General features: G+C 68.7%; 13 protein-coding genes. 5 read left to right on the top strand and 8 right to left on the bottom strand.

The features are described from left to right. Positions 1-17: 17 nt before the first annotated feature. Positions 18-1,244: an Hsp70 family protein gene (locus PSR88_RS18910; protein ID WP_016884689.1), complete on the top strand. Its 1,227-nt coding sequence runs from the start codon at positions 18-20 to the stop codon at positions 1,242-1,244. Between the two features lie 7 nt (positions 1,245-1,251). Here PSR88_RS18910 and PSR88_RS18915 read toward each other — a convergent pair whose 3' ends face one another. The 4 genes from PSR88_RS18915 to lysX are packed head-to-tail and all read right to left on the bottom strand — an operon-like array spanning position 1,252 to position 6,711. After that, on the bottom strand, positions 1,252-1,851 hold the full coding sequence (locus PSR88_RS18915) for a histidine phosphatase family protein (protein WP_016884688.1): 600 nt from the start codon (positions 1,849-1,851) through the stop codon (positions 1,252-1,254). Between the two features lie 5 nt (positions 1,852-1,856). Further along, on the bottom strand, positions 1,857-2,675 hold the full coding sequence (locus PSR88_RS18920; RefSeq protein ID WP_016884687.1) for an alpha/beta fold hydrolase: 819 nt from the start codon (positions 2,673-2,675) through the stop codon (positions 1,857-1,859). Between the two features lie 14 nt (positions 2,676-2,689). Then, positions 2,690-3,370 carry a DUF998 domain-containing protein gene (locus PSR88_RS18925; RefSeq protein WP_016884686.1) on the bottom strand — a complete coding sequence of 227 codons (681 nt, stop codon included), beginning with the start codon at positions 3,368-3,370 and terminating at the stop codon, positions 2,690-2,692. Beyond that, entirely contained in the window at positions 3,367-6,711 is a 3,345-nt protein-coding gene (gene lysX / locus PSR88_RS18930) for a bifunctional lysylphosphatidylglycerol synthetase/lysine--tRNA ligase LysX (RefSeq protein WP_011596305.1), read from the bottom strand. The genes PSR88_RS18925 and lysX overlap by 4 nt, the downstream gene beginning before the upstream one ends. A 110-nt stretch (positions 6,712-6,821) precedes the next feature. On the opposite strand from lysX, the gene PSR88_RS18935 reads away from it, so the two are divergent. Beyond that, the gene (locus PSR88_RS18935) at positions 6,822-7,049 is read left to right on the top strand and encodes an RNA-binding S4 domain-containing protein (RefSeq protein WP_005263380.1); all 228 of its coding nucleotides are present in this window, start codon (positions 6,822-6,824) and stop codon (positions 7,047-7,049) included. On the opposite strand, the gene PSR88_RS18940 is transcribed toward PSR88_RS18935, so the two are convergent. Beyond that, entirely contained in the window at positions 7,040-8,395 is a 1,356-nt protein-coding gene (locus PSR88_RS18940) for a dipeptidase (protein WP_011596306.1), read from the bottom strand. The genes PSR88_RS18935 and PSR88_RS18940 overlap by 10 nt on opposite strands. A gap of 36 nt (positions 8,396-8,431) precedes the next feature. Continuing rightward, positions 8,432-8,902, bottom strand: coding sequence for a ribonuclease E activity regulator RraA (gene rraA / locus PSR88_RS18945; protein ID WP_005563989.1), 471 nt, complete (start codon positions 8,900-8,902; stop codon positions 8,432-8,434). A gap of 41 nt (positions 8,903-8,943) precedes the next feature. On the opposite strand from rraA, the gene PSR88_RS18950 reads away from it, so the two are divergent. Both PSR88_RS18950 and PSR88_RS18955 read left to right on the top strand, forming a co-directional pair. Next, positions 8,944-9,789 (top strand): SDR family oxidoreductase, encoded by an 846-nt coding sequence (locus PSR88_RS18950; RefSeq protein ID WP_011596307.1) that lies wholly within the window; start codon positions 8,944-8,946, stop codon positions 9,787-9,789. A gap of 36 nt (positions 9,790-9,825) precedes the next feature. Next, a complete protein-coding gene (locus PSR88_RS18955; RefSeq protein WP_009476806.1) occupies positions 9,826-10,503 on the top strand; it encodes a TetR/AcrR family transcriptional regulator in 678 nt (225 codons plus the stop codon). A gap of 29 nt (positions 10,504-10,532) precedes the next feature. Here PSR88_RS18955 and PSR88_RS18960 read toward each other — a convergent pair whose 3' ends face one another. Both PSR88_RS18960 and PSR88_RS18965 read right to left on the bottom strand, forming a co-directional pair. Beyond that, entirely contained in the window at positions 10,533-10,937 is a 405-nt protein-coding gene (locus PSR88_RS18960; protein ID WP_016884685.1) for a hypothetical protein, read from the bottom strand. A gap of 134 nt (positions 10,938-11,071) precedes the next feature. After that, the gene (locus PSR88_RS18965) at positions 11,072-11,977 is read right to left on the bottom strand and encodes an oxygenase MpaB family protein (RefSeq protein ID WP_009476808.1); all 906 of its coding nucleotides are present in this window, start codon (positions 11,975-11,977) and stop codon (positions 11,072-11,074) included. A 115-nt stretch (positions 11,978-12,092) separates the two neighbouring features. On the opposite strand from PSR88_RS18965, the gene PSR88_RS18970 reads away from it, so the two are divergent. Continuing rightward, positions 12,093-12,998 carry an IclR family transcriptional regulator gene (locus tag PSR88_RS18970; RefSeq protein ID WP_029539735.1) on the top strand — a complete coding sequence of 302 codons (906 nt, stop codon included), beginning with the start codon at positions 12,093-12,095 and terminating at the stop codon, positions 12,996-12,998. Positions 12,999-13,015 lie beyond the last annotated feature (17 nt).

The raw sequence follows: 13,015 nt of genomic DNA on the forward strand, positions 1-13,015 counted from the left end.
ACCGTTATAGTCTTTCCATGGTCTCAGTTCTCGGTGTATCGGTGGGTGCCAGCGCGGTACGCGTGGCGTATCCGGACGACGAGAGGGCCGTCTTCCGGTCGTTTCCGGTGGACGCCGCCCGCGAGCACCCGGAACACGTGGTTGCCGATGCCATCGGAACGGTGATGGCCGAGCGGCCCGTCGACGACGTGCAGGTCTTCGGTGTCGCGTACCGGGACGAGACGCAGGCCGCTGCCGTGCAGGCCGCAATCGACTGCCGGCTGGTACCGGAAGTGACGGCCGCGCTCCGGATGCTCGAGCAGTCGGGGCAGCTCGGCGACCATGCGACGCTCGTGTTCTACGACCTCGGCAGCTCCGGCCTCACCGTCAACGTCGTCGACCGATTCACCGGCGCGGTGCTCGGGACGGCGCGCACCGACGAGATCAGCGGTGATCTCGTCGACCGGTTGATCCGCGACCATCAGCTGGGCGAGAAGCGCATCGCGCCACCGGCCGACGAGGCCGCGGAGTCGGCGCTCGACGCCCGTTGCCGCCGCGCCAAGGAAGAGCTGTCCACCAACACCGCGGTGTGTGTGCCCGGCGACGGCGGTCTGCTCCTGCTCTCGCAGGACATTCTCGACTCGCTGATCGTGCGCCACGTCGAGGCGTCGGCGCGTCTGGCCCGCGAGGTGATCGAATCGTCCGGGCGTGCTGCGGACGCGGTGGTTCTGATCGGGGGCGGCGCGCATATTCCGCTGGTCGCGTCTCTGATGGAATCGTGGCTCGCGCTCCCGGTGATCGTGCCGGCGCAGCCGGAACTGGTGGCCGCGGAGGGCGCTGCGCTGCTGGCGCAGGAACGCTCGGATACTTCGGATCGCATCGGTGCCGAGAGATTCGCAAGACCGGTGATCCGTGGGGGCGCGCTGGTGGGCGGTGCGCTGGCCGTCGTCGCCGTGATCGGTCTCGGTCTCGGCGTCGGTGGCAGCCACCTGCAGAGCTCCGGCGGTGACGCACGTCCGGTCGCCACTCAGCCGAGTGACGTGGACGTCTCTCCGTCGCCCGCACCGGCACCGGTGTCGACGCCACCGCCGTCGGCCGCGGTGTCGGTTCCGGGCCCGGTCCAGGAGGAGGCGAGCGTGCCGGAGCCCGCTCCCGCGCCTGCCCCCGCCCCGCGTCCCCTCATTCCGGGTCTGCCGCAGATTCAGCTGCCGACCCTCCCGCCGCCGCCTCCGCTCCCCCCGCTGCCCCGGATCCCGGGCCTCTAGCGACCGCTCATCGGCGCAGCATGTCCCTGACGTGACCGGTCTCGTTGACCGACGCCACTCGCCGCTCACCGCTGCGGGAGACGAGCACCCGGGTCATGGAGACGTACTCGATCGGGAACACGAGGGGCCGGTCGAGCCCGAGCAGGTCCTGCAGGAACACGTTGATGACGCCGCCGTGGGCGAATACGGCGACGGTGTCCTCGTGGCCGGACTCGTCGACGATGCGGCCGAGGGACTCGAAGACCCGTGTCCGGAATGCGTCGGCGTCGACGGACTTCGGGAACTCGCCGGCCCGAATCCGGGCGAAGGCCTCGGGCGCCCGCGCCTCCGCCTCGTGGAACGGGATGTAGTGGTCGAGGTCGTAGTCGTATTCCGCGAGGCCGACGTACTCGGTGACGGGCAGGTTGAGGGCCTCGGCGACCGGTGCCGCCGTCTCGAGTGCCCGTCGCTGCGGGCTGCTCACGATCCGGGCGATGCGGTACGGGGCCAGCGCGGCAGGCAGCCGCTTGGCCTGGGCGTGACCTTCCTCGGTCAGTGCGGGGTCCGCGCGCCCGTCGGACGCGGTGACGAGCTCGGGCAGCGCGTGGCGGATCAGTAGCAGTTGCACGTCGATCAGCTTGCCAGCTCCCGTACCAGTGCCGCGATCTGGCCGGGCTGATCGATCATGGCGTGGTGGTGCGCGGGACGCACGACGCGGAACGCGGCACCGAGGAAGTCAGCGAACTGTCTCTGCATGCGGATCCACGCCGACCCCCACGGTGTCGGACGTCCGGTGTGGGCGGCGGCCACGACGACGGGCGCCGTCATCGTCGTGGTCTCGCGCAGCGCGGCCAGCTCCTGCGCCAGCGCCGGGTACGACGCGTTCTCGACGATCGAGGATTCGAGATACGCCGGCTCGCGGTAGATCCGCTCGACCCATCGACGGGTGCCCGGCGCGATTCCGTCGGGGGGTGTCGAGTGGTTCAGGATCCGGCGGACCGTGGGCCCGAGGAGGCGTTGCAGACCCACCCTGGTGGCCGTTCGGGCCACCCGCCTGCCGATCGTGACGCGCCATCGGGTCGGGACCACGCGGTGCGGATGGGCCGTGACGGTGGCGTCCAGCAGGATCACGCCGCCGGTTCGGTCGGGGTACAGCCGGGCGAAGGCCTCGACGTAGATGCCGCCGAGCGAGTGGCCGACGAGCACCGCGGGGGTGGTCACGGACAGCGCGTCGAGGACGTCGGCGATTCTTCCGGCCTCGCCGCGGGCGGACGGCCGCTCGGCGGACGGGGGACTGAAGCCGTACCCTGGACGATCGATCCGCACCACGAGGCAGCTCCCGGACAGCAACTCGGTCACCTCGTCCCAGTCGAACCAGTTCCCGCCCAGGCCGCCGTAGAGGACGACGGGTGGGCCCTCGCCGTCGACCACCACGTGCACTCCCGCGACCATTTCCCCAGGACGTTTCACGTGGAACCATCCCTTTCCGGGGTGACGTGAATCACGCTGAGCGCCACGAAGATCAGCCATCCGCAGAAGGCGAGCAGCTGGACGCGCTGGCCGAGCCCGAGCCAGGCGTCCTGGTCGCCGCGCAGTCCCGCGGCCGTCAGCGTCCATATCGTGCCCCCGACGAACACCGTGGCCACGGCCACGCCGGTAATTTTCAACCAGGCCGGCCAGCCGTAGCGGAACGCGGCCAACAGGAACGCGAGGGACGACACCACGCCACCCGTCGAGGCGGACGCGCTGGTCACGGCGTGCAGATCATGGGTGAGCGGCAGGTGTCCGGCGGCCTCGCGCGCGGCGCAGACGGGGTCGTTGGTCGCCGCGCAACTCATCGGCAGGCGCGAATCCGTGATGGTCGCGACCGCGAACACGATCAGCGCGAGCCACCCGACTGCCGTCACCCAGCCCTGCGAGTACCGCGACAGTCCGAGCACCCCGGCCACGGCGACGATGCATCCGGTCAGCAGGTCGCCGGTCCGGAACCAGATTCCGTACGGCTGGTCCGCGGCGGCGAGTTCGCTCGCGTACCCCCGCAGCGGATCGATGCCGGTGCCGAGGACGAATTCGAGTAGCCACGACGCGTAGCCGATGGCGCCGAGGATCAGCAGTGCCGCGACGGCCACCCGGCCACGGGAGGTCATTGCCTCGGCTTGGCCAGGGGGAACGCGAGGGTTTCACGGATGCTGCCGCCGGTGATGAGCATGACCACCCGGTCGACGCCCATGCCGAGCCCGCCGGTCGGGGGCATGGCGTGCTCGAGGGCCTGCAGGAAGTCCTCGTCGAGTTCCATCGCCTCCTCGTCGCCGCCGGCCGCGAGCATCGACTGCTCGGTGAGCCGGTTCCGCTGATCCACCGGGTCGGTGAGTTCGCTGTACGCGGTGCCGAGTTCGACGCCCCACGCGACGAGGTCCCACTTCGCGGCGACCCCGGGAATCGTGGGGTGCGGCCGGGTGAGCGGTGACATCGACGTCGGGAAGTTGGTGTAGAAGGTGGGGAACTCGGTGTAGTCCTCCACCAGGTGCTCGTACATTTCCTGCGCGACGGCGCCGGCGTCCCAGGTGGACTGGTACGGGATCTCGTGCTCGTCGCAGAGCCGTTGCAGTTCCGTTAGCGGCGTTTCCGGTGAGACGTCGACGCCGAGCTTCTCGGCGACCGCCTGGTGCATCGTCTTGACGGGCCATTCGCCGGAGATGTCGACCTCCACCAGCGCGCCGTCGGGGCCGGGCCGCATGATGATCTCGCGTCCGTACGCCGCGATCGCCGCGGTCTGGATGAGCTCCCGGCACAGCACCATCATCTTCTCGTAGTCGCTGTGCGCCTCGTACGCCTCGAGGATCGTGAACTCGGGATTGTGTTTGAAATCGACGCCCTCGTTGCGGAAGACGCGGCCGATCTCGAACACCTTCTCCATGCCGGCGACGCACAGCCGCTTGAGGTACAGCTCCGGCGCGATCCGCAGGTACAGGTCCAGGTTGTAGGCGTTGATGTGGGTGAGGAACGGGGCCGCGTTGGCGCCGCCGTGCACCTGCTGCAGGATCGGTGTCTCCACCTCGAGGAAGCCGCGCCCGCCGAGCGAATCGCGCAGCGACTTCACGACGGCGCTGCGGGCCTCGAGCAGTCGGCGGGCATCGGAGTTGATGGCCAGGTCGACGTACCGCTGCCGGACGCGGGTCTCCGGATCGGACAGGCCCTTCCACTTGTCCGGCAGGGGGTGCAGGCACTTGCCGGTCATGCGCCATTCGTTCGCGAGCAGCGACAGCGCGCCGCGGCGGCTGTATCCGATGACGCCGGCGACCTCGACGAGGTCACCGAGGTCGAACTCGGCGGCGAACGCCCGGATGCGGTCGGTACCCACCCGGGCCTCGTCGACGAGGATCTGGATGTCGCCGGACCAGTCCCGGACCACCGCGAACACGACGCCGCCGTAGTCGCGGATCCGGAGCAGGCGGCCCGCGATGCGGACCGTCGTTCCCTCCGGCGACTCCACGGCCTCGGTCACCGTGTGGCTGGGCGGATACGCGACGGGATAGGGATCGATGCCCTGTTCGGCGAGGCCGGCCAGTTTGTCGAGCCGGACGCGGACCTGCTCGGGACGCTTCGGGCCGGTCGCCGTCGGTGCGAGGCCTTCGCCGGGTGCGCTGCCGTCGGAGTGCAGTCCTTCGGCGGCGACGAGTGCGGCGGGGACCGCGGCGTGGGTGCCGGTGTGCTCGAGGGCGTCCCGGGTTCCGGAGCGGCCGAAGCGGGGCAGGGTCACGAATCCTTCCGCGACGGCCGACGCGAATCCGACGCGCAGCAGTTCCCGGTTGTCCTCGAAGCAGAGGAACCGCGGCACCCATTCCGGCTGGTACTTCACGTTCGACCGGTACAGCGCCTCGAGCTGCCACCAGCGGGAGAAGAAGACGAGGATCGAACGCCAGATCCGCAGGATGGGTCCGGCGCCGATGCGGGAGCCTTCCTCGAAGACGGAGCGGAACACCGCGAAGTTCAGTGACACCTTGGTGATGCCGAATTGATCCGAGGTGGTGGCCAGTTCGGACACCATCAGCTCCACCACCCCGTTGGGGGACGTCGGCTTGCGTCGCATCAGGTCGAGGGAGACACCGGTCGGCCCCCACGGCACCAACGACAGGATGCCGTCGATCTCGCCGTCCTCGGCGACCGCCTCCACCAGCAGGCAGTCGCCGTCGAGGCGGTCACCGAGCCGGCCGAGGGCCATGGAGAAACCGCGCTCGGTCTCGGTGTCGCGCCACGCGTCCGCGAGTCGGATGGTCTCGGCCATCTCCTCCGCCGGGACGTCCCGGTGTCTGCGGATCCGGACGGTGACGCCCTGACGCCGGACACGGGTGACGGCCTGGCGGACCTGCCGCATGTCGCGCCCGCTGAGGTTGAATTCGCGGGTGCGGAGGATGGCTTCGTCGCCCAGCTGGAGCACGGTGAGACCGGCCTTGTTGTACGCGGTGGCGCCGGTTTCGCTGGCGCCCATCACGGCGGTGGCCCAGCCGTATTGGGACGCGAGTGCCTGCCACTCCTCGATCGCGTGGGGCCACGCCTCCGGGTCGCCGATCGGGTCGCCGCTCGCCAGGCACACGCCGAGCTCGACGCGGTAGGTGATGGCCGCCTTCCCGCTGGGTGCGAACACGACGGCCTTGTCGCGGCGGGTGGCGAAGTAGCCGAGGGAGTCGTCCGCGCCGTACTGCAGCAGGAGCCCGCGCAACGCCGATTCGTCGTTGCCGGTGAGCGCGTTGTGGGAGCGTTGGGCACGGAACAGGGTGATGACGGCGGCGAGAAGTGCGATCGCACCGAACAGGCCGAGGAGGGTGTTGACGAATCCGTGTGGGCGCCCGGTGAATTGTTCGTTGTCGGCGGCGGCGAGCGCGGTCACGCGATTCAGCGCCCACAGGAAACGTTCATTCTGCGGCAGGGTGCCGGGGAACAGTTCGACGAGGCCCCAACCGAGGAGCGTGCCGATGGCGAGCCCGACGATGAGTACGCCGAGGGCTTTCCAGCCGGCGCCGCGCCGGACTCGGGTGTAGAACTCCGGGCGGGCCGCGATGAGGATGCCGATCAGCACCACCTGGACCACGGCGGCGGCCATCGCATTCACGTTCTTGTCCGTGATGCTCACGATCACGTTGGTGATCAGGAACAGAACCAGGTAGATCGTGAGCAGCCACCAGGCGATCCGCTTGCGACTCGCCAGCGCCGCCGCGAGCAGCGCGACCACCAGAGCCCACGACAGGCTGGTGTCGGGGGCGTCGAAGTAGTAGGTGTCGACGTACTCCCGCGGCACGTGCACGTAGTAGCGCAGCACCGGCGAAATGCTCCACAGGAACACGAGCACCGAGAAGACGCCCAGGATCAGTCCCGCGATGTGGGGAACCTGGTGCAGGCGCCCGTTCTTCGTGCCGAGGCCGGGTCGGGGCCGTGGTGCGGTGGGGACGGCCGCCTCGGACGCGTGGTGTGTCTCGGTGCTAGCTGACATCGAGCGTTTCCTTCCCGGCGAGAGATACGTACCGATCACGGGAGACAGGTGTTCCAGTGTTCAGTGTGAGCCGTCGGGCCGCGATTTGGGTCGAGAGGGAAGATAGAGGCATGTCCGACATCCACGACGCCGTCCCGATCCGCGACGAATCCATCCGTCTCGGCCAATTCCTCAAGCTCGCCAACCTCATCGAGTCGGGTGCCGAGGCGAAGGAAGTGATCGCCGACGGACTCGTGTCGGTGAACGGAGAGGTCGAGGTGCGGCGGGGGCGGCAGTTACGGGACGGGGACGTCGTGGAGATCGGTGGGATGACGGCTCGGGTGAGTTCTCAGTCCTGACGGCCGGCGGTCGCGAATCTCTGCAGGAACAGCGCTTCGGCGACGGCGAGGTTCTCGATTTCGCCGGGATCCACACTTTCGTTGGGGGCGTGGATGAGGCAGCGCGGTTCCTCCACCCCGATCAGGGCGATCTCCGCTGTCGGGAGGACGGCGGAGAAGACGTTGCACAGTGGGATGGAGCCGCCCTGCCCGGCGGTTCCGAGTTCCTTCCCGAACGCCTCCTCCATCGCCGCACCGAGGGCCGCGTAGCCGGGACCGTCGGTGGTGGCGCGGAACGGGGAGCCCACCGCTTCGCGTTCCACCGTCACCCGCGCATCCCACGGGGCGGCGTTCTCGAGGTGCGCGGCGAGCGCGTCCTGCGCGTTCCGCGGGTCCATTCCGGGTGGCACCCGCAGGTTGAGGCGCGCCGATGCGCGCGGCGGGATGGCGGCGGCAGAGCCGACCACCGGCGGGCAGTCGATGCCGAGGATCGTCAGCGCCGGCCGTGCCCACACGGCGTCGGCGACGGAACTCGAACCGGCGAGACGCACACCGTCGAGCACGCCGGCGTCGGTGCGGAACTGCGCCTCGGGGTAGTCGACGCCCGTCCACTTCTGGTCCGACTCGAGCCCGTCGACGACGGTGTTGCCGTCCGCGTCACGCAGGGTGGCGAGCATCTGGACGAGGGCGGCCAGCGCGTCGGGGGCGGGCCCGCCGAACATGCCCGAATGCACCTCCCCGGCCAGGGTCTCGACGTGGACCACGACGTTCGCGATGCCGCGCAGCGTCGTGGTGACGGTCGGGCTGCCGACCGCGGCGTTTCCGGTGTCGACGACGAGGATCATGTCGGCGTCGAAGAGTTCGGGCCTGGCCTCGACGAGGTTCTCGAGCCCGCCGGTGCCCATCTCCTCGGATCCTTCGGCGACGATTCTGATGCCGACGGGGAACGGGGTGCCGAGTGCGCGCAGCGCCAGCAGGTGCATCACGATGTTGCCCTTGCAGTCGGCAGCGCCGCGCCCGTACCAGCGGCCGTCTCGCTCGGTGAGGGTGAAGGGGTCGGTGTGCCAGAGTTTCTCGTCGCCGGGCGGTTGAACGTCGTAGTGGCAGTACAGCAGTACCGTCGGGGCCCCGGCGGGCGCGGGCTGATGTCCGACGACGGCGTGTGACCCGTCGGATGTCTCGAGCAGTTCGACTTGTCCGATTCCGGCCCCGAGGAAGGCGTCCCGGACCCATTCGGCGGCGCGAACGCATTCCTCCGGTGGGAACTGCCGCGGATCGGCCACCGACCGCATCGCCACCAGTTCGGCGAGTTCGTCACGGGCCGCGGGCATCAGCCCGGCTACCTTGGAACGGATTTCGTCGGACATCGACGCCTCCTCGGGGTTCGCGCGGTTCTCGTCGGGTCAGCGGACGACGACGCCGTCCTGATCGCTGTAGACGGTCTCGCCGGGATTGAACGTGACGCCGCCGATCTCGATCGGGACGTTCTTCTCGCCGGAGCCGGTCTGGGTGCTCTTGCGGGGGTTGGTGCCCAGTGCCTTGACACCGATGTCGAGGGTCTTCAGGATCGCCGAGTCGCGGACCGCGCCGTTGACGATCACACCGGCCCAGCCGTTGTCGACGCCGCGTCCGGCGATGATGTCGCCGACCAGGGCGGTGTGGATGCTGGCGTCACCGTCGACCACCAGGACGCCGCCGTTGCCGGGTTCGCCGAGGGTCTGCTTGACCAGCAGGTTGTCCTGGAAGCACTTGATGGTCGTGATGGGGCCGGAGAACACTTCACGGCCGCCGAACTGGATGAACTGCGTGTCGCAGCTCCGGATGTCGGGTCCGATCTCGTCTGCCAGGTCAGCGGTTGCCACGGGTTCAGTCATACGCGTCAGGATAGAGGGCCGGCGCTGGGAGAATGCGGGGCATGACCATTGCAGTGACAGGAGCCACGGGGTCGATCGGCGGCAAGGTGCTCGAGCGGCTCGGCGGCGGCGCCGGGGTCCGGCTGATCGGGCGGAACGCGCAGCGGCTCGAGCCGCTGGCCGAGCATTACGACTCCGCGTTCGCGGTGGCCACGTATGCCGACGGTCCGGCGATGACCGCCGCGCTGGACGGCGTCCGGTTGCTGTTCCTGGTCTCGGGACACGAGAGCGCCACCCGCCGCGAGGAGCACCGCACCGCCGTGGACGCCGCCCGTGCCGCCGGGGTGGAGCGGATCGTCTACCTGTCGTTTCTGGGCGCGGCGCCCGAGTGCACGTTCACGTTCGGGCGCGACCACTACTTCACGGAGCAGCACATCCGGGAGTCCGGGCTGAAGTACACGTTCCTGCAGGACAGCTGGTACCAGTCGATGATCCCGCTGATGGCCGACGATCAGGGCGTCATCCGGGGTCCCGCCGGGGACGGCCGGGTGAGCGCGGTCGCGCCCGACGACGTCGCCGATGCGGTGACGGCGGTCCTCACCACCGGCAACGGCGACCACGACGGCGTCACCTACCGGCTGACCGGGCCGGAGGCGTTCACCCTCACCGAGGCCGCCGAGACGATCACGAGGGTGACCGGACGTTCGGTGCGGTTCGAGGACGAGACGCTGGACGAGGCGTACGCGTCCCGCGCCCACTTCGGGGCGCCGGATTTCGAGGTCGCAGGGTGGGTGACCTCGTACGCAGCGATCGCGGCCGGTGAGTTGGCGGTCGTGACGGGGGATGTCGAGACGCTCACCGGACGGCCGCCGCAGACCTTCGCCGACTATCTGAACAGCTACACTTGACCCGTCCTGGCATAGCGAGCGGTAGATAGGTCTTCGATGGTCAGCTCATCCAAGGGTGCGACGCCCACCGAGGTCGGCAACGCAGCGGACTGGCGCCGCCTCGAACCCACGAAGTTGACGCCGATCCTCAGCGCCTCCCTCGACGCGTTCTACGAGCACGGTTTCCACGGCACCTCGGTGCGCGACATCGCCCGCCGAGTCGGTGTCACGGTACCCGCTCTCTATTACCACCACGAGAACAAGGAGGCCGTTCTCCTGGCGCTCCTGGAGCTCTCCACCAGCGACGTCCTCGAGCGTGCCCACGCCGCGAGCGCCGATGGCGGCGACGATCCGGTGCAGCGACTCGCCAACGTCATCGAGGCGATCGTGCTGCGGATGACCATGCGATCCCGTCTTGCGGCGCTCGAGAGCGAGGTGCGCTACCTGAGCCCGGAGAACCGGCAGCGTTACCGCACGGTCCGCAAGGGTGTGGAGGAACTGGTCCTCGAGATAGTCAAGGAAGGCAAGAAGCGGGAGCTCTTCGACGTGTCGGATGCGGCGGAGACGACGCGGGCGCTCCTCGGTATGTGCCAGTCGATTCCGCGCTGGTATCACGCCGAGGGCAAGCTGACCCCGGACGCGGTGGCCCGCAAGTACGTCGAGATCGCGATGAAGACCGTGGGGTCCATCGAAGCTCCCGTCAAGCCGAAGAAGAGGCGCACCGCCGGCGTCTGACCGGCGATGCGTCTCGGCAGTTTCGGTTGTCAGCTCCCCAGGCCCAGCCCCGGTGACGCGACGGCATCGAATTCCGTCGTCGTCTCGGTCGGCTCGCCGTTCGGTGGCGCGAACGTGAAGACGGCGGTGTAGCGGCCGGCCTCGTGGGTCCGGATCGCGGCCGTCCCGGCGCCCAGGGTGAGGGGGATCGACCGCGCGGTCACGTCGCCGGAGGGGTCGGTGAGTTCCAGCTCGACCGGGGTGGTGCCGTCCGTCCCCGTCGGGGTGGGGGTGACGAGCGCACCGAGCGTCACCAGGTTGTTGGCGTAGACGGTTCCGATCGGTGGGACGACGTTGATCTGATAGGTGGTGGCGGCGGTTGCCATGGGGGCCAGAGCGAGTGAGGCCGCTCCTGCCAGTGCGGCAATGGTCAGGGTCCCTCGCGAGAAGCGCACAAAATCCCTTCCTGTCGACGGTCTCTACGCGCAGCCACGTTACGGCAGAACCCGGTGGTATCCGCCCCCATTCACCGTGTGTCCGAAAATAGTTCGAACACACGGCTTTCCGTCGATCACGCTTCCAAAGCGGTTCAGGATGCGGTGTTTTCCCGCGCGACCGTACCGTTGGTGTGCTGCACGGGGCAGGTTCTGGGGAAGGTGCCCAGTTTCTCCACTTCGTACCCGGTCGGGTAGCTGCGAATGTTAGGAAGGTCGCGGGCGAACTTGGGCTCGGTGCGCACGGGGTAGAACCGGACGAGGCGGGCGCGGGCCTTCAACGCACCCCGCGACAAAGTCCGCGCGAGGCGGGACGGTCTGCGGTAGGCGAACGCGTCGAGAAGCGGATCGTCCATGAGTGCCCAGGAGAAGCGCTTGATCAGGGCGGCGGGCGCGAGGTTGTTCGGCGGGAACGTGCAGAGGAGTTCGAGCGTCGAGTCGGCGACGGCGCGGCCACCCCGGTCGAAGAGAAAGTGGTCACGCTCGTAGTCGTCGAGGAATTTCTCGAACGCCTCGAAGGTCTCGGGAATCTGCTTGATGCCCATGTACTTGCCGAGCGCACGGTAATAGTTGGTGGACCCGACGATCTCGTTGCGGGTGAGTTTCCGCCAGCCGAAGTCGTCGATCCAGCGCACCGGGGTCACCACGAACGTCGACAGCACGTACCGCATGTCGTCGTTGGAGATGTCGTAGGAGCCGTGCATCTGGTTCATCCGGCGGATGGCGACGCGACCGGGATCGCTGGTGAAGCCGTGTTCGAGAACGGCGTCGAGGATCAGTCCGGTGTCGTCGTAGCGCTTCTGCACGCGTTCGGTGAACTCGCCGGTCTCGAACAGCAACCGGCCGATGGTGGGCACGGCGTACGTCCGGAACAGCGCGAAGCTGAGGGCTTGGTTGATGTCCCAGGGAAATTCCTGAGTGGCGAGAATCCGGTACATCTCTTCGTGCTGCGTCTCGGGATCGAGTCGGTCGGTCCGGCGACGTAGATCGAAGCGTTTCATGAGTTTCACTTCCTGCAGCGGCTGTGACGGATGGCCAGGCAATTTAGCGATCGTTCAGACAGCTCGACTGTATCCCTCGTCACAGTGCGCCGCCAGAGTGGCATTATGCAAACACATGGCACGAAATTCACCGCAGACCGAACGTATCGTGATGCTCACGGAACTCCTGGCAGACGAGCCGGAGACGCCCCGCAGCCTCGCCGACATCGCCCGGCACCTCGGCGTCGCGAAGGCCACCTGCTATCCGATGGTCGTGGCCCTGACCGAGGCCGGTTGGCTCATCCGGCACCCCACCCGCAAGACCTACCGTCTCGGGCCGGCGCTGATCCCGGTCGGGCGCGCCGCCGAGACGGCCACGGACGTGGTCGACCTCGCGCGGTCGGTGATGCACGAACTGGCCGACGCGTCCGACATGGCGTCCATCGCGTTCGTACAATCGGGCAGCGACGTGGTGGTCGCGGAGGTGGTGCAGCCGGTCGGGGGACGCCGCGGAACCCTGGGTCTGCGGCTCGGCGACAAGGTGCTGCTCGCGCCGCCCATCGGTTCGGGGATCGCGGCCTGGTATCCGCCGGAACGGCGCGAGGAATGGTATGCCCTCGGCGGGCAGAATCTCGGAGTCGACGTGGACGTGCTGCGGGCAACATACGAGCCGGCCCTCGCGCTCGTCCGGGAGCGCGGATACGCGATGGAATGCATGGAGCAGCAACAGCATTCGCTCGCGGATGCCGTGTCGGAACTCCGCGGTCGCGGTGTGGGCGGGCACCGCTCGACCGTCGCGTTGCGGGAGGCGCGCAAATTGTTGTCGGCGGATGCGGTGGTCGGTGACATCGACCCGGAGGGCAGCTACCAACCGCTGTCGATCAATGCGGCGGCATTCAACCGTGACAGTGAACCCGCGGTCGTGCTGTGCGTCGCCGACGCGTCCCGGCCGATGTCGGGTGTGCGCACGGCGGAGATCGGTGAAATGGTCCGCGACGCCGCGGTGCGGGTGACGGCCGCCATGCACGGCCGCCACCCGTGAGTACTTGCCAACCGCGG

Source organism: Rhodococcus sp. DK176, assembly GCF_038447315.2.
GTDB lineage: Bacteria > Actinomycetota > Actinomycetes > Mycobacteriales > Mycobacteriaceae > Rhodococcus_F > Rhodococcus_F jostii_A.

What these genes read in the sequence shown, in the direction of transcription:
- PSR88_RS18970 (WP_029539735.1), top strand. Translation starts at nt 12,093, where the DNA reads ATGGCACGAAATTCACCGCAGACCGAACGTATCGTGATGCTCACGGAA.
- lysX (WP_011596305.1), bottom strand. Translation starts at nt 6,711, where the DNA reads ATGTCAGCTAGCACCGAGACACACCACGCGTCCGAGGCGGCCGTCCCC.
- PSR88_RS18955 (WP_009476806.1), top strand. Translation starts at nt 9,826, where the DNA reads ATGGTCAGCTCATCCAAGGGTGCGACGCCCACCGAGGTCGGCAACGCA.
- rraA (WP_005563989.1), bottom strand. Translation starts at nt 8,902, where the DNA reads ATGACTGAACCCGTGGCAACCGCTGACCTGGCAGACGAGATCGGACCC.
- PSR88_RS18950 (WP_011596307.1), top strand. Translation starts at nt 8,944, where the DNA reads ATGACCATTGCAGTGACAGGAGCCACGGGGTCGATCGGCGGCAAGGTG.
- PSR88_RS18910 (WP_016884689.1), top strand. Translation starts at nt 18, where the DNA reads ATGGTCTCAGTTCTCGGTGTATCGGTGGGTGCCAGCGCGGTACGCGTG.
- PSR88_RS18920 (WP_016884687.1), bottom strand. Translation starts at nt 2,675, where the DNA reads ATGGTCGCGGGAGTGCACGTGGTGGTCGACGGCGAGGGCCCACCCGTC.
- PSR88_RS18925 (WP_016884686.1), bottom strand. Translation starts at nt 3,370, where the DNA reads ATGACCTCCCGTGGCCGGGTGGCCGTCGCGGCACTGCTGATCCTCGGC.
- PSR88_RS18940 (WP_011596306.1), bottom strand. Translation starts at nt 8,395, where the DNA reads ATGTCCGACGAAATCCGTTCCAAGGTAGCCGGGCTGATGCCCGCGGCC.
- PSR88_RS18965 (WP_009476808.1), bottom strand. Translation starts at nt 11,977, where the DNA reads ATGAAACGCTTCGATCTACGTCGCCGGACCGACCGACTCGATCCCGAG.
- PSR88_RS18935 (WP_005263380.1), top strand. Translation starts at nt 6,822, where the DNA reads ATGTCCGACATCCACGACGCCGTCCCGATCCGCGACGAATCCATCCGT.